Source organism: Streptomyces sp. NPDC006326, from assembly GCF_040612915.1.
In the GTDB taxonomy this organism is placed as follows: Bacteria; Actinomycetota; Actinomycetes; order Streptomycetales; family Streptomycetaceae; genus Streptomyces.
In genome coordinates this window covers 1-13976 of record NZ_JBEXRC010000006.1, presented here as the reverse complement: position 1 = coordinate 13976, position 13976 = coordinate 1, and the positions used below count along the sequence as shown (strand labels likewise).

The following is a 13976-nucleotide window of genomic DNA, read 5'->3' as shown; positions in this document are numbered from 1 at the left end:
ATCGCTCCCACCCCGTGTCCAGCCCTCCACGCCCGATCCGCTCCGGGCGGACAGAGCCGGGCTCAGAGGGCCTTGCCGACCAGGAGGTCGTCGGCCGCCACGTCCACCCGGACGGTGTCCCCGTCCCTGACCTCGCCCGCCAGGATCTCCTTGGCCAGCCGGTCTCCGATGGCCGTCTGGATCAGGCGGCGCAGCGGCCGGGCGCCGTACGCCGGGTCGTTGCCCTTGTCCGCCAGCCAGGCCAGCGCCTCGGGGGTGACGTCCAGGCTCAGGCGGCGGTCCGCCAGGCGCTGGGCGAGACGGCCGATCTGGAGCCGGGCGATGTGCGCGAGCTCGTCGGCGCCGAGGGCCGAGAAGACGACCACGTCGTCCAGGCGGTTGAGGAACTCCGGCTTGAAGGAGGCCCTGACCACCTCCAGGACCCTGGCCTTCTTGTCCTCCGGGGAGGACAGGGGGTCCATGAGGAACTGGCTGCCGAGGTTCGAGGTCAGGATCAGGATGGTGTTGCGGAAGTCCACGGTGCGGCCCTGGCCGTCCGTGAGGCGGCCGTCGTCCAGGACCTGGAGCAGGATGTCGAAGACCTCCGGATGGGCCTTCTCGACCTCGTCCAGGAGCACGACGCTGTACGGGCGGCGGCGGACCGCCTCCGTCAGCTGGCCGCCCTCCTCGTAGCCGACGTAGCCGGGGGGCGCGCCGACGAGACGGGCCACGCTGTGCTTCTCGCCGTACTCCGACATGTCGATGCGCACCATGGCCCGCTCGTCGTCGAAGAGGAAGTCCGCGAGGGCCTTGGCCAGCTCCGTCTTGCCGACCCCCGTGGGGCCGAGGAAGAGGAACGAGCCGGTCGGCCGGTCCGGGTCGGCGATGCCCGCCCGGGTGCGGCGCACGGCGTCCGAGACCGCCCGCACGGCCTCCGTCTGGCCGATCAGGCGGCGGCCCAGCTCCGCCTCCATGCGCAGCAGCTTCTGGGTCTCGCCCTCCAGGAGCCGGCCCGCCGGGATGCCGGTCCAGGCGCCGACCACGTCCGCGATGTCGTCGGGGCCGACCTCGTCCTTGACCATGGTGCCCTTGGAGGCCTCCGCCTCGGCCTCGGTGGCCTCCGCGAGCTCGCGCTCCAGGGTCGGGATCTCCCCGTACAGCAGCTTGGAGGCGGTGTCGAAGTCACCGTCGCGCTGGGCGCGCTCCGCCTGGCCGCGCAGGTCGTCCAGGCGCTCCTTGAGCTCGCCGACGCGGTTGAGGGACTGCTTCTCCTTCTCCCAGCGGGCGGTCAGTCCCCGCAGGTCCTCCTCCTTGTCCGCGAGGTCCTTGCGGATCTTGTCCAGGCGCTCGCGCGAGGCCGGGTCGGACTCGTTCTTCAGCGCCAGCTCCTCCATGCGCAGCCGGTCCACGGCGCGCTGGAGCTCGTCGATCTCCAGCGGGGAGGAGTCGATCTCCATGCGCAGCCGGGACGCGGCCTCGTCGACCAGGTCGATGGCCTTGTCGGGCAGGAAGCGGGAGGTGATGTACCGGTCCGAGAGGGTCGCGGCGGCCACCAGTGCGCTGTCGTTGATCTGGACCTTGTGGTGGGCCTCGTAGCGGCCCTTGAGGCCGCGCAGGATGGCGATGGTGTCCTCGACGGTCGGCTCGGCGACCAGCACCTGCTGGAAGCGCCGCTCCAGCGCCGGGTCCTTCTCGATGCGCTCGCGGTACTCGTCGAGGGTGGTCGCGCCGACCATGCGCAGCTCGCCGCGGGCCAGCATGGGCTTGAGCATGTTGCCGGCGTCCATGGCGGAGTCCCCGCCGGCGCCCGCGCCGACGACGGTGTGGAGCTCGTCGATGAAGGTGATGATCTGGCCGTCGCTGGACTTGATCTCGGCGAGGACGGTCTTGAGGCGTTCCTCGAACTCGCCGCGGTACTTGGCGCCGGCGACCATCGCGCCGAGGTCGAGGGAGACGAGCCGCTTGTTCTTCAGGGACTCGGGGACGTCGCCCTTGACGATGCGCTGGGCGAGTCCCTCGACGACGGCGGTCTTGCCGACGCCGGGCTCGCCGATGAGCACCGGGTTGTTCTTCGTACGGCGCGACAGGACCTGGACCACGCGCCGGATCTCCTGGTCGCGGCCGATGACCGGGTCGAGCTTGCCCTCGCGGGCCGCCGCCGTGAAGTCGGTGCCGAACTTCTCCAGGGCCTTGTACTGGCCCTCCGGGTCGGGGGTGGTCACCCGCCGTCCTCCTCGTGCGTTCTCGAAGGCGTCCAGCAGCTTCTGCGCGGTCGCGCCCTGCCGGGTGAGGACCTCCCCGGCCGCGCCGCCCTTGGCGGCGACGGCGATGAGGAGGTGTTCGGTGGAGAGGTAGTCGTCCCCGAGGCGCCCGGCCTCGGCGTCCGCCTCGGCCAGTACGGCGAGCAGGTCGCGGCTGGGCTGCGGGGGCGCGACCGTGGAGCCGGTGACGCTGGCCAGGCCTGCGAGGATCCGCTCGGCCCCGGCCCGTACGGCCGCCTGGTCCGCGTCGACCGCGACCAGCAGGTCGGTGATGTTCTCGTTGTCCTCGCCGGCGAGGAGGGCCAGCAGCAGGTGTGCGGGGGTCAGGTCGGCGTGGCCGTCCTTGACGGCCCGGCTGGTGGCCGCGTTCAGCGCGTCCCGGCTCCTGTTGGTCAGCTCGGCGTCCACGTGCGGCTTCTCCTCTCCCTCTCCATCTCCATACGGATACTGACAAGCTCAACGTGCGCAAAGTTGAGTCTATTCCACTCAAGGTGGTGAGGGTAGCCGCCGCCCGTGGATACGCTGCGGCGCATGTCCCACGACGTACTCAACCCGACGCCCGAATACCTCGCCTTCTGGCGGGAGCGGCACGTCTGCACGCTGACCACGCCCCGGCCCGACGGCTCCCCGCACGTGGTGCCGGTGGGCGTGACGTACGACCCGGAGGCCGGCCTGGCGCGGGTGATCAGCAACAAGAACAGCAAGAAGGTCCGCAACGTCCTGGCGGCGCAGGCGACGGCACCGGGTTCGGCCCGGGTCGCGGTGTGCCAGATGGAGGGCCGCCGCTGGGCGACGCTGGAGGGCCGCGCGGTGATCCGCACGGACGAGGCCTCGGTGGCCGAGGCGGTGGCGCGCTACGCCGAGCGGTACGGGCGGATGCCCTCGCCCAACCCCGACCGGGTCGTCCTGGAGATCACCCTCGACCGGGCGATGGGACGCGCCTGAGCGCACGCCCCTGCTCATTCGGGCCGTCGACGGTGACGGCCGGCCGAAGAAGTCGCGTCCGACCCCTGGACGCGGACATCACAACGGCGCCACCGTGGTCAGGTCCACGATGGCGCCGTTGTGTGGGGGAAGCACCTGGAGCGATCTGCAACGACGGGGGAATCGCTTCAGGCACTGCGGGGGGTGGCGGTGGTGATATCGGGTTCGAAGAGCTGGTGGTCGCGCTGATCAAGGTTCACGAAGACCATGCCGTAGCGCACCTCGCAGCGGACGGGCTGCGGCGCGCCGCGGGGGCGGCGCAGGCAGCGGTACGCCCGGACGTCCTCGTCCTCCTCGCGCGTGACGACGATCGGCTGGCCGAACAGGGTGACCATCAACGAGTCGCCCGGGTGGGGGATGGCCGTGGCGAGATCGATGAACTGCCAACCGGATCGGTAGGCGGAAGCCATTTCACGTCGGAAACCGCGGTCGTCGGGGGTCATCCCGCGTTCTCCACGACAAGGGCGGAACCGGCATCGGCGGGCGCGGACCGCCATCCGCTGTCCAGCGGTGCCGCACGCCATCCACTGTCCTCCAGCTGCGCCGCCTGCACGTCCGCGGCACCTCCCGCGGCGCCCCCCAAGGTGACTCCGGCAAGTCCCAGACCGGCCAGCGCCGAGAAGATGACGGTGGCAAGCGCCGAGCGAAGCATTCTCTTGTTCATGGTCGGCTTCGTCCTCACTTGATGAAATCCTCTCCCCCGCCTGTCAGACGATGGCTCATTCAGGCACGTTGCTGCCACAGGGACGATGCATCATGTTCTTGCATGTTCAGGACCCTGGGGGGTGGAGATTTGACTACAAACAGAACAAAAGCGACACATCCCCACTCGGTCACCGAGCTGTGCAGTGAGGGGGCGCGGCTCTACACCAGCGCACTGCGCACGGGACGCATTGCACGTGGGGACGTGAAAACGGCACCTTGTCTGCTCGATCTGGCGTTGTTGCAGCCAGACCCTGATGACGTCAACTCGCTCCGTCCGGTTCCCCCGGCGGTCGCCCTCGCACAGCGGCTGCATCCGATCGAACGGGAGATCCGCGACCGGCGCCGCGACTCCCTCGAACTGTCCGAGGCTTTCGAGCCGTTTCTCGCCATCAGCGCGCAGAACCCGGCCAGCACCCACGCCATCACCGTGCTCGAAGGCTTCGACCCCATCAACGCGGCCCTCAACCTGGCCACCGCCGAGTGTCACACGGAAATGCTCACCATCCAGCCCGGCGGCGCCCGCCCGAGCCTGGAACTGACGGAGGCCCTGGAGCGCGACCAGCCGCTGACCGACCGCGGCGTGCGCATCCGCACCCTCTACCAGCACACGGTCCGGCACAGCCGCGGCACGCTCGCCTACGTCGACCACCTCAAGGCCGGCAAGGTCGAAGTGCGCACCCTGGAGGAGCTGTTCGAGCGCCTCATCATCTTCGACCGGACGGTCGCCTTCATCCCGGCCAGCGACGACCGGCAGGTCGCCCTGGAGCTGCGCCACCCGGGACTGGTCGACTACCTCATCAAGGTGTTCGAGCAGCTGTGGCACCGGGCCGTGCCGCTCCAGGAGGAAGTGACGTACCAGCACACCCGCAGCGGCATCTCCGGGGTGCAGCGCACCATCGCCCAACTCCTCGTGGAGGGGCACGTGGACGAGGCCATAGCCCGCCGGCTGGGGATGAACGTACGGACCTGCCGGGCGCACATCGCCAAGCTCGCCAGCCACCTCGGCAGCGGCAGCAGGGCCCAACTGGGCTTCCTGATAGCCCGTTCGGGGATCCTGGAGGACGAGAACGACTGACGCCGAAGCCCCGCCCGGGGACCGGACGGGGCCTTGAGTGTGCGTCAGCGAACGGTCGGGTGCGTCGCCTTGGGCTCAGCCGCCCGCGCTCAGTCGGCCTGGCGCTTCGGCGCGGGCCGCCAGACGACCAGGGCGTTGCCCGGCACCGGCGGCTGGTACTTGACCAGGTCCCGCCGGTACGAGGCGTGCACCTGGGCCTCGCGCTGCTGGAGCACGGCCGCCGCGCCGTCCACCGCCGCCGAGAGCTCGGCCACGCGCTGCTGGAGCGCGGCGACCTGGTTCTCCAGCTCGATGATCCGCTTGATTCCGGCCAGGTTGATGCCCTCGTCCTGGGACAGCGTCTGCACCGTGCGGAGCAGCTCGATGTCACGGGCCGAGTAGCGCCGGCCGCGGCCGGCCGTCCGGTCCGGGGACACCAGGCCCAGGCGGTCGTACTGGCGCAGGGTCTGCGGGTGCAGCCCCGAGAGCTGGGCGGCCACCGAGATCACGTAGACCGGGGTCTCGTCGGTCAGCTCGTACGCCCCGCTGCCGAACCGGGCCTGTCGTCGGCGGCCGTCCATGTCATGCTCCCTTCGCGGACTCGAACAGCACGGCGCGCGGGTCCTCCGACACCGTCGCGTCGCGGTACATCTCCAGCGCCTCGCGGGCCTTGTCCGACAGCTCCGACGGGACCGCGACCTCCACCGTCACCAGCAGGTCCCCGCGGGTGCCGTCCTTGCGGACCGCGCCCTTTCCGCGGGCCCGCATCGTACGGCCGTTGGGGGTGCCGGGCGGCAGCTTCAGGGTCACCGCGGGGCCGTTCAAGGTCGGGACCCTGACGTCGGCGCCCAGCGTCGCTTCCGCAAACGTCACCGGCACGGTCACCGTCAGGTTGTCGCCCTTGCGGCCGAAGACCGGGTGGCTGTCCACGTGGACCACCACGTACAGGTCGCCGGCCGGGCCGCCGCGCTCGCCCGGTCCGCCCTTGCCGCGCAGCCGGATCCGCTGGCCGTCGGAGACGCCCGCCGGGATCCGGACCTGCATGGTGCGGGAGGACTTGGCCCGGCCGCTGCCCTTGCAGACCTCGCAGGGGTTCTCGGCGATCAGGCCGCGGCCCTTGCAGTCCGCGCAGGGGTCGGTCAGGGAGAAGCCGCCGCCGCTGCCCCGGGAGACCTGGCCGGTACCGACGCAGGTCGGGCAGACACGGGGCGTGCCGTTCTTGTCGCCGGTGCCCGAGCAGGCCTTGCAGGGGGCCTGCGAGGACATCCGCAGCGGGACCGTGGCCCCGTCCACCGCCTCCGTGAAGGAGAGGGTGACCTCCGACTCGATGTCCTGGCCGCGGCGCGGCTGGGTACGGGTGCCCGCACCCGCGCCGGCCCGGTTGAACAGTCCGCCGAAGACGTCGCCCAGGCCGCCGCCGAAGCCGCCGCCCGCGCCGCCGCCCGGCTGGGAACCGCCGAACAGGTCGCCCAGGTCGAAGTTGAACGAGCCGCCCCCGCCCGGGCCGGGGCGGAAGCCCCCGTTGCCGAACAGGGTGCGGGCCTCGTCGTACTCCTTGCGCTTCTTGGGGTCGCCGAGGATGTCGTTCGCCTCGGAGATCTCCTTGAAGCGCTCCTCGGCCGCGGCGTCGCCCTTGTTGGCGTCCGGGTGGAACTCGCGTGCGAGCTTCCGGTACGCCTTCTTGATCTCGGCCTCGGTCGCGTCCTTCGGGACACCGAGGACCTTGTAGTAGTCCTTCTCGACGAAGTCCTTCGTGCTCATCCCCGGTGTCCCTCCTCTCGTGCCCCTACTGGTTCAACATCAGCCCTTGTCGGGGGCATCCGTGTCCTTGTCCGACGGCGTGTCGGCCTCGGCCGACTCGGACTTGGGGGCCGCGCCCGGCTGGGGCTCGGCCACCGCGACCCGCGCGGGGCGGATCGTGCGCTCGCCGATTCGGTACCCCGGCTGCAGGATCGCCACGCAGGTCGTCTCGGTGACGTCCGGCGCGTACGAGTGCATCAGGGCCTCGTGGATCGTCGGGTCGAAGGGCTCGCCCTCCTTGCCGAACTGCTGGAGCCCCATCTTGGCGGCGGCGGTCTCCAGCGATTCGGCCACCGACTTGAAGCCGCCGACCAGCTCGCCATGATCCCGCGCCCGGCCGATGTCGTCCAGGGTCGGGAGCAGCTCCGTCAGGAGGGACGCGACCGCGATCTCCTTGACGGCGATCCGGTCCCGCTCCACCCGGCGGCGGTAGTTCTGGTACTCGGCCTGGAGCCGCTGGAGGTCCCCGGTCCGCTCGGCGAGTGCCGTACGGGCCTGGTCCAGCTGCGCCAGCAGCGCAGCATCCTGTGCTCCGGAGTCCCCGGCCGGGGCCGCCGCATCCGCCTTGGCGGAGTCGGCGGCCTTCGGCTCGGCGTCGTCAGCCGTGGCGCCGGTGGGGACTTCGGGCTTCTCCTCAAAACCCGGGGTCTCCTCCGACATCAGGCAGCGCCGCCCTTCGGCTTCTCGTCGTCGACGATCTCGGCGTCGACGACGTCGTCGTCGGCCTTGGCCTGGCCCGCGTCGCCGGCCGCACCCGCAGCGCCCTGGGCGGCCTGCGCGTCGGCGTAGATCGCCTGGCCGAGCTTCTGGCTGACCGCGGCGACCTTCTCGGTCGCGGTGCGGATCTCCGCCGTGTCCTCGCCCTTGAGCTTCTCCTTCAGCTCGGCGACGGCGCCCTCGACCTCGGTCTTGACCTCGGCCGGCACCTTGTCCTCGTTGTCCTTGACGAACTTCTCCGTCTGGTAGACGAGCTGCTCGGCCTGGTTGCGGGTCTCGGCGGCCTCGCGGCGGCGGTGGTCCTCCTCCGCGTACTGCTCGGCCTCCTGGCGCATCCGGTCGACCTCGTCCTTGCCGAGCGAAGAGCCGCCGGTCACGGTCATCTTCTGCTCCTTGCCCGTGCCGAGGTCCTTGGCCGTGACGTGCATGATGCCGTTGGCGTCGATGTCGAAGGAGACCTCGATCTGCGGGACGCCGCGCGGGGCCGGGGGCAGGCCGGTCAGCTCGAACATGCCGAGCTTCTTGTTGTACGCCGCGATCTCGCGCTCGCCCTGGTAGACCTGGATCTGCACGGACGGCTGGTTGTCCTCGGCCGTCGTGAAGATCTCGGACCGCTTGGTCGGGATCGTGGTGTTGCGCTCGATGAGCTTGGTCATGATGCCGCCCTTGGTCTCGATGCCGAGGGACAGCGGGGTCACGTCGAGGAGCAGGACGTCCTTGACCTCACCCTTGAGGACACCGGCCTGGAGGGTGGCGCCGATGGCGACGACCTCGTCCGGGTTGACGCCCTTGTTGGCGTCCTGGCCGCCGGTCAGCTCCTTGACGAGCTCGGCGACGGCCGGCATGCGGGTGGAGCCGCCGACCAGGACCACGTGGTCGATCTCGGACAGCTGGATGCCGGCGTCCTTGATGACGTTGTGGAACGGGGTCTTGCAGCGCTCCAGGAGGTCCGCGGTCAGCTGCTGGAACTGCGAGCGCGTGAGCTTCTCGTCCAGGTGCAGCGGGCCCTCGGCGGAGGCCGTGATGTAGGGCAGGTTGATCGTGGTCTCCGTGGAGGAGGACAGCTCGATCTTCGCCTTCTCGGCGGCCTCGCGCAGACGCTGCAGCGCCATCTTGTCCTTGGAGAGGTCCACGCCGTGGCCGTTGGCGAACTGCTTGACCAGGTAGTCGACGACGCGCTGGTCCCAGTCGTCGCCGCCGAGGTGGTTGTCGCCGTTGGTGGCCTTGACCTCGACGACACCGTCGCCGATCTCCAGCAGCGACACGTCGAAGGTGCCGCCACCGAGGTCGAAGACGAGAATGGTCTGGTCGTCCTTGTCCAGGCCGTAGGCCAGGGCGGCCGCGGTCGGCTCGTTGACGATGCGCAGGACGTTCAGACCCGCGATCTCGCCGGCCTCCTTCGTCGCCTGGCGCTCGGAGTCGTTGAAGTACGCGGGGACGGTGATGACCGCGTCGGTGACCTTCTCACCCAGGTACGCCTCGGCGTCACGCTTCAGCTTCTGCAGGATGAAGGCGCTCATCTGCTGCGGGTTGAAGTCCTTGCCGTCCAGGTTGATCTTCCAGTCGGTGCCCATGTGGCGCTTCACCGAGCGGATGGTGCGGTCCACGTTCGTGACCGCCTGGCGCTTGGCGACCTCGCCGACGAGGACCTCGCCGTTCTTGGCGAAGGCGACGACGGACGGCGTGGTCCTGGCGCCCTCGGCGTTGGTGATGACGGTGGGCTCGCCGCCTTCGAGAACGCTGACGACGGAGTTAGTGGTGCCCAGGTCGATGCCGACCGCACGTGCCATTTTGATTCCTCCAGCTGACTTGAGTGCAACAGACTCAAGGATGCAGTACCGCCGCCGCCGCGTCAACAGACCTGAGTCCATGTGGCTCAACTCTTACGCCACCCTTACGCTCACCCCGGCCGTGAGCAGGCATTCCGGCCGGTCCGCACCCACGGCCGGGCCGTCACCCGGAAGCTCGGCGGACGCGCCAAGGGGGCCGAGCGGGCGACGGCGGGCGGCCCCGCCGCGCGGCGCACCGGATCCCCGCGGGCCGCTTGGCACCGTGCCCCCATGCCCCTGCGCCTGCTCCCGCCGCGCCTGCCGTCCGACCCGGGGACGGGCGGTCCCCCCGCCCGGCCGTCCGCGCGGAGCGCCCTTCCGGACTGCTCGGCGAAGCGGGTGTGCGACCTCCTCGGGGCCCTCGCGCTGCTCCCGGTCGTCCTGGCCCCGCTCCTGCTCGCCGCCGGACTGCTGTACGCGACCCAGGGCGGACGGGTTTTCGTACGGGAGCCGGCCGCCGGACTCGGCGGGCGGCCGTTTCGCACCTGGCGGCTGCGCACCCGGGGCGCGGGGCGGGCCGGGGCGGCCGTGGAGTGGTGCGCCCTGGACCTGATGCCGCAGCTGCTGAACGTACTGCGCGGGGAGATGTCACTGGTCGGGCCGCGCCCGCAGCCGCGTACGGACTGCCCGGACCGGCTCTTCGTACGGCCCGGAATGACCGGCTTGTGGCAGGTGAGCGCGCGCTCCGACCTCCCCTGGGAGGAGATGGCCCTGCTGGACCGGCACTATGTGGAGAGCCACTGGCTTGGGATGGATCTGGCGATCCTCGCCCGGACCCCTCGGGCGGCCTGCCGACACAGGCATGCCTGAGCGACACAGATCACCGCACGCTCACCTACATTGCGCGGCGGAGAATGGGTAATCTCAAGCCTTGACTCAATAAGTTACCGCTTAGTAAGTCCCGCCCGAGGAGCCCTCCCATGCAACTCGCCGCGATCATCGTGTCGCTGGTCCTCACCGTGGTCGGCGTCGCGCTGCTCGCCCGAGCCGTGGCGCAGATCTACCGGTTCGTGAAGCTCGGACAGCCCGTGCCGGCAGGCAGCCGCACGGACCGCCCGAAGGCCCGAACGCTCACCCTCGTCCGGGAGTTCCTCGGCCACAGCAGGATGAACCGCTGGGGCATCGTCGGCTTCGCGCACTGGTTCGTCGCGATCGGCTTCCTGACCCTGCCCCCGACGCTGGTCCAGGCGTACGGGCAGCTCTTCCAGGCCGACTGGACGCTGCCGGTCATCGGCGGCTTCCTGCCCTTCGAGCTCTACATCGAGTTCATCGGCATCATGACGATCCTCGGCATCGCCGTGCTGATCGCCATCCGCCTGCTGTCGCTGCCCTCCCGGGCGGGCCGCAAGTCGCGCTTCGCCGGCTCCAAGGCCTGGCAGGCGTACTTCGTCGAGTACGTGATCCTCACCATCGGCCTCGCGATCCTGACGCTGCGCGGCCTTGAGGGCGCGATCCACCACGTGGACCACTACGAGGCCGCGTACTTCGCCTCGTACCCGCTGGTCCTGGCCTTCAAGGGACTCTCGCTCGGCGCCCTGCAGAACGCCATCTACTTCACCGCGATGATCAAGATCGGCGTCTCGCTGATCTGGATGATCGTCGTCTCCCTCAACACCAACATGGGTGTCGCCTGGCACCGCTTCCTCGGCTTCCCGAACATCTGGTTCAAGCGCAACGCGGACGGCGCGACCGCCCTCGGCGCGCTCCAGCCGATGACCAGCGGCGGCAAGGAGATCGACTTCGAGGAGCCCGGCGAGGACGACGTCTTCGGCGTCTCCCAGGTCGAGCAGTTCTCCTGGAAGGGCATCCTCGACTTCTCCACGTGCACCGAGTGCGGCCGCTGCCAGTCGCAGTGCCCCGCCTGGAACACGGGCAAGCCGCTGTCGCCGAAGCTGCTGATCATGTCGCTGCGCGACCACGCGCACGCCAAGGCCCCGTACCTGCTCGCGGGCGGCGGCAAGACGATGGAGGGCGAGGAGCGCGCCACGGCGGAGCAGCTCGCCGGTGTCCCGGCCGCCGCGCTGGCCGAGGCCGAGCGCCCGCTGATCGGGACCGTCGAGGAGAACGGCGTCATCGACCCGGACGTGCTGTGGTCCTGCACCACCTGCGGTGCGTGCGTGGAGCAGTGCCCGGTCGACATCGAGCACATCGACCACATCGTCGACATGCGGCGCTACCAGGTGATGATCGAGAGCGCGTTCCCGTCGGAGGCGGGCACGATGCTCAAGAACCTGGAGAAGAAGGGCAACCCCTGGGGCCTCGCCAAGAAGCAGCGCGTGGAGTGGACCAAGGAGGTCGACTTCGAGGTCCCGATCGTCGGCAAGGACGCCGAGGACCTGTCCGAGTACGACTACCTCTACTGGGTCGGCTGCGCCGGCGCGCTGGAGGACCGGGCCAAGAAGACCACGAAGGCCTTCGCGGAGCTGCTGAACATCGCGGGCGTGAAGTTCGCGATCATGGGCGGCGACGAGAAGTGCACCGGCGACTCCCCGCGCCGCCTCGGCAACGAGCCGCTGTTCCAGCAGCTCGCGCAGGAGAACGTGGCCATGCTGAACATGGCCTTCGGTGAGGACGACGAGGACCCGTCGACCAGGAAGCCGAAGTCGGCGAAGCGGATCGTCTCCACCTGCCCGCACTGCTTCAACACCATCGCGAACGAGTACCCGCAGCTGGGCGGCGAGTACGAGGTCATCCACCACACGCAGCTGCTCCAGCACCTGATCGACGAGGGCCGGCTGCTGCCGGTGACGCCGGTTGACGGGCTGATCACGTACCACGACCCGTGCTACCTGGGCCGGCACAACAAGGTCTACACGCCGCCGCGCGAGATCATGAGCGCCGTCCCGGGCCTGCGCCAGCAGGAGATGCACCGCCACAAGGAGCGCGGCTTCTGCTGTGGCGCCGGTGGCGCGCGGATGTGGATGGAGGAGCGGATCGGCAAGCGCATCAACAACGAGCGCGTCGACGAGGCCCTCTCCCTCAACCCGGACATCGTGTCGACGGCGTGCCCGTTCTGCCTGGTGATGCTGACGGACTCGGTCAACGGCAAGAAGAACGACGGCCAGGCGAAGGAGTCCGTCCAGGTCGTGGACGTGGCCCAGCTGCTGCTGGAGTCGGTGAAGGCCCCGGAGCCGGACGCGGAGGCGCTTGCCGCCGCGGAGGCCGAGGCCGTGGCCGCAGCGGAGGCCGAGGCTGCCGCTGCCGCCGCGGAGGCCGAGGCCGAGGCCAAGGCCGCCGCCGAAGCGAAGGCCAAGGCGGAGGCGGAGGCTGCCGCGAAGGCGGAGGCGGAGGCTGCCGCCGCCGCCGAGGCCGAGGCTGCCGCCGCCGCGGAGGCCGAGGCTGCCGCTGCTGCCGCTGCTGCCGCCGAGGCCGAGGCTGAGGCAGAGCCTGCGGCCGAGGCCGAGGCCGAGGCCGAGCCCTCGGTCGAGGCTGAGGCCGAGACGGAGCCGGCCGCCGAGGCCGAGCCCGAGGCGAAGCCGGAGACCGCCGGCGACGGCGCCAAGTAGGCAGGCCCGCGTACGACGCAGCAACGGCCGGTCCCCGCTCGGGGACCGGCCGTTCCGCGTCACGGGGTCCAGGGGGCGGACCCGGGGACGCCCCCCGTTCCTCCCCTAGGGGATGTCACAGGTCAGCCGCAAACGGTGCATAATCCGGCCGCCCGTCCACCGGGATCCGGCGGACCAGGTACGTTCGATCACGTGGCTGGATTCAGGATCGGACGCGGCCGGGACAACAACCGCGCTCCCCAACAACCCCCGCGGCAGCAGCCGTACGGTCAGCAGCAACCGCAGCAGGCACCGTACGGCGGGCAGCCCTACCCTCCCCAGCAGCAGTGGCCCCAGCAGGGCGCCACCGCCGGAGGCCACGGCGAGCCCGAGTACTTCGACCCGTACGGCCAGCAGCCGCCGGCCCCGCAGGCGGCGCAGCCCCCGTACGGCCACGGAGGCTCGTACGCGAACGACAACCCGGGGCACACCCAGGTCTTCGCGTACGGCGAGGACCCGTACGGCCAGGGCTCGACCTACCAGGCGGGCGCCGGGGCAGCCGCGCCGGCCGGCCCGAGACTGCCCTGGAAGGAGCTGCTGCGCGGCATCGTGATGCGGCCCGGGCCGACCTTCCTGCAGATGCGCGACCACCCCGTGTGGGGCCCCGCGCTGATCGTGACGTTCCTGTACGGGCTGCTGGCGGTCTTCGGCCTCGACGACGCCCGCAAGGACGTCATCAACGCCACCCTCTCCCAGGCCGTCCCGATCGTCCTCAGCGCCGGTGTGGCCTTCGTCGTCTGCGGTCTGCTGCTGGGAGTCGTCACGCACACCCTGGCCCGCCAGATGGGCGGTGACGGGGCCTGGCAGCCCACCGTGGGCCTGTCGATGCTGGTCATGTCCATCACGGACGCCCCGCGCCTGCTCTTCGCGGTGTTCCTGAGCGGCGACAACATGCTGGTGCAGATCCTGGGCTGGGCGACCTGGGTGGCGGCCGGCGCCCTGTTCACCTCGCTGATCAGCAAGTCGCACGACCTGCCCTGGCCGAAGGCCCTGGGCGCCTCGGCGATCCAGCTGATCGCCCTCCTGTCGATCATCAAGCTGGGCACGATCTAGCCGCCCGCACGACGGACACGGACGAGGGGCCCGCGCCGGTGGCGCGGGC

Annotated in this window: 12 protein-coding genes; 5 read left to right on the top strand and 7 right to left on the bottom strand. The window is 70.5% G+C overall.

Annotated elements, in window-relative coordinates:
• Positions 1-62: 62 nt before the first annotated feature.
• Positions 63-2648, bottom strand: coding sequence for an ATP-dependent chaperone ClpB (gene clpB, locus ABZ128_RS06635; RefSeq protein ID WP_356846429.1), 2586 nt, complete (start codon positions 2646-2648; stop codon positions 63-65).
• A gap of 123 nt (positions 2649-2771) precedes the next feature.
• On the opposite strand from clpB, the gene ABZ128_RS06630 reads away from it, so the two are divergent.
• Positions 2772-3185 carry a TIGR03618 family F420-dependent PPOX class oxidoreductase gene (locus ABZ128_RS06630; protein WP_356846427.1) on the top strand — a complete coding sequence of 138 codons (414 nt, stop codon included), beginning with the start codon at positions 2772-2774 and terminating at the stop codon, positions 3183-3185.
• A gap of 167 nt (positions 3186-3352) precedes the next feature.
• Here the strand turns inward: ABZ128_RS06630 and ABZ128_RS06625 are convergent, their stop codons facing one another.
• A complete protein-coding gene (locus tag ABZ128_RS06625; protein ID WP_356846426.1) occupies positions 3353-3667 on the bottom strand; it encodes a (2Fe-2S)-binding protein in 315 nt (104 codons plus the stop codon).
• Complete coding sequence (locus tag ABZ128_RS06620) at positions 3664-3888, bottom strand: hypothetical protein (protein WP_356846424.1); 225 nt, start codon at positions 3886-3888, stop codon at positions 3664-3666. The genes ABZ128_RS06625 and ABZ128_RS06620 overlap by 4 nt, the downstream gene beginning before the upstream one ends.
• A gap of 102 nt (positions 3889-3990) precedes the next feature.
• Here ABZ128_RS06620 and ABZ128_RS06615 point away from each other — a divergent pair, with 102 nt between their 5' ends.
• Entirely contained in the window at positions 3991-5004 is a 1014-nt protein-coding gene (locus tag ABZ128_RS06615; RefSeq protein ID WP_356846423.1) for a helix-turn-helix transcriptional regulator, read from the top strand.
• Between the two features lie 89 nt (positions 5005-5093).
• Here ABZ128_RS06615 and ABZ128_RS06610 read toward each other — a convergent pair whose 3' ends face one another.
• Genes ABZ128_RS06610 through dnaK form a run of 4 tightly spaced genes read right to left on the bottom strand, consistent with a single transcriptional unit; the run spans position 5094 to position 9290 of the window.
• The gene (locus ABZ128_RS06610) at positions 5094-5564 is read right to left on the bottom strand and encodes a helix-turn-helix domain-containing protein (protein ID WP_356846421.1); all 471 of its coding nucleotides are present in this window, start codon (positions 5562-5564) and stop codon (positions 5094-5096) included.
• A 1-nt stretch (position 5565) separates the two neighbouring features.
• The gene (gene dnaJ, locus ABZ128_RS06605; RefSeq protein WP_356846420.1) at positions 5566-6744 is read right to left on the bottom strand and encodes a molecular chaperone DnaJ; all 1179 of its coding nucleotides are present in this window, start codon (positions 6742-6744) and stop codon (positions 5566-5568) included.
• 39 nt (positions 6745-6783) lie between these two features.
• The gene (gene grpE, locus ABZ128_RS06600) at positions 6784-7443 is read right to left on the bottom strand and encodes a nucleotide exchange factor GrpE (RefSeq protein WP_356846419.1); all 660 of its coding nucleotides are present in this window, start codon (positions 7441-7443) and stop codon (positions 6784-6786) included.
• The gene (gene dnaK / locus ABZ128_RS06595; protein WP_356846417.1) at positions 7443-9290 is read right to left on the bottom strand and encodes a molecular chaperone DnaK; all 1848 of its coding nucleotides are present in this window, start codon (positions 9288-9290) and stop codon (positions 7443-7445) included. Before dnaK ends, grpE begins: the two co-directional genes overlap by 1 nt.
• Positions 9291-9560: 270 nt before the next feature.
• Between dnaK and ABZ128_RS06590 the strand changes: the two genes are divergently transcribed.
• The 3 genes from ABZ128_RS06590 to ABZ128_RS06580 all read left to right on the top strand — a co-directional run bounded on the left by ABZ128_RS06590 (position 9561) and on the right by ABZ128_RS06580 (position 13927).
• The gene (locus ABZ128_RS06590) at positions 9561-10139 is read left to right on the top strand and encodes a sugar transferase (RefSeq protein ID WP_356846416.1); all 579 of its coding nucleotides are present in this window, start codon (positions 9561-9563) and stop codon (positions 10137-10139) included.
• A gap of 110 nt (positions 10140-10249) precedes the next feature.
• Positions 10250-12835 (top strand): (Fe-S)-binding protein, encoded by a 2586-nt coding sequence (locus ABZ128_RS06585; RefSeq protein ID WP_356846414.1) that lies wholly within the window; start codon positions 10250-10252, stop codon positions 12833-12835.
• 192 nt (positions 12836-13027) lie between these two features.
• Positions 13028-13927 carry a Yip1 family protein gene (locus tag ABZ128_RS06580; protein WP_356846413.1) on the top strand — a complete coding sequence of 300 codons (900 nt, stop codon included), beginning with the start codon at positions 13028-13030 and terminating at the stop codon, positions 13925-13927.
• Positions 13928-13976 lie beyond the last annotated feature (49 nt).

Excerpts from the sequence above, each read along its gene's own strand:
- ABZ128_RS06630 (WP_356846427.1), top strand. The coding sequence starts at position 2,772 with ATGTCCCACGACGTACTCAACCCGACGCCCGAATACCTCGCCTTCTGG.
- ABZ128_RS06625 (WP_356846426.1), bottom strand. The coding sequence starts at position 3,667 with ATGACCCCCGACGACCGCGGTTTCCGACGTGAAATGGCTTCCGCCTAC.
- ABZ128_RS06620 (WP_356846424.1), bottom strand. The coding sequence starts at position 3,888 with ATGAACAAGAGAATGCTTCGCTCGGCGCTTGCCACCGTCATCTTCTCG.
- ABZ128_RS06615 (WP_356846423.1), top strand. The coding sequence starts at position 3,991 with ATGTTCAGGACCCTGGGGGGTGGAGATTTGACTACAAACAGAACAAAA.
- ABZ128_RS06610 (WP_356846421.1), bottom strand. The coding sequence starts at position 5,564 with ATGGACGGCCGCCGACGACAGGCCCGGTTCGGCAGCGGGGCGTACGAG.
- dnaJ (WP_356846420.1), bottom strand. The coding sequence starts at position 6,744 with ATGAGCACGAAGGACTTCGTCGAGAAGGACTACTACAAGGTCCTCGGT.
- grpE (WP_356846419.1), bottom strand. The coding sequence starts at position 7,443 with ATGTCGGAGGAGACCCCGGGTTTTGAGGAGAAGCCCGAAGTCCCCACC.
- dnaK (WP_356846417.1), bottom strand. The coding sequence starts at position 9,290 with ATGGCACGTGCGGTCGGCATCGACCTGGGCACCACTAACTCCGTCGTC.
- ABZ128_RS06590 (WP_356846416.1), top strand. The coding sequence starts at position 9,561 with ATGCCCCTGCGCCTGCTCCCGCCGCGCCTGCCGTCCGACCCGGGGACG.
- ABZ128_RS06585 (WP_356846414.1), top strand. The coding sequence starts at position 10,250 with ATGCAACTCGCCGCGATCATCGTGTCGCTGGTCCTCACCGTGGTCGGC.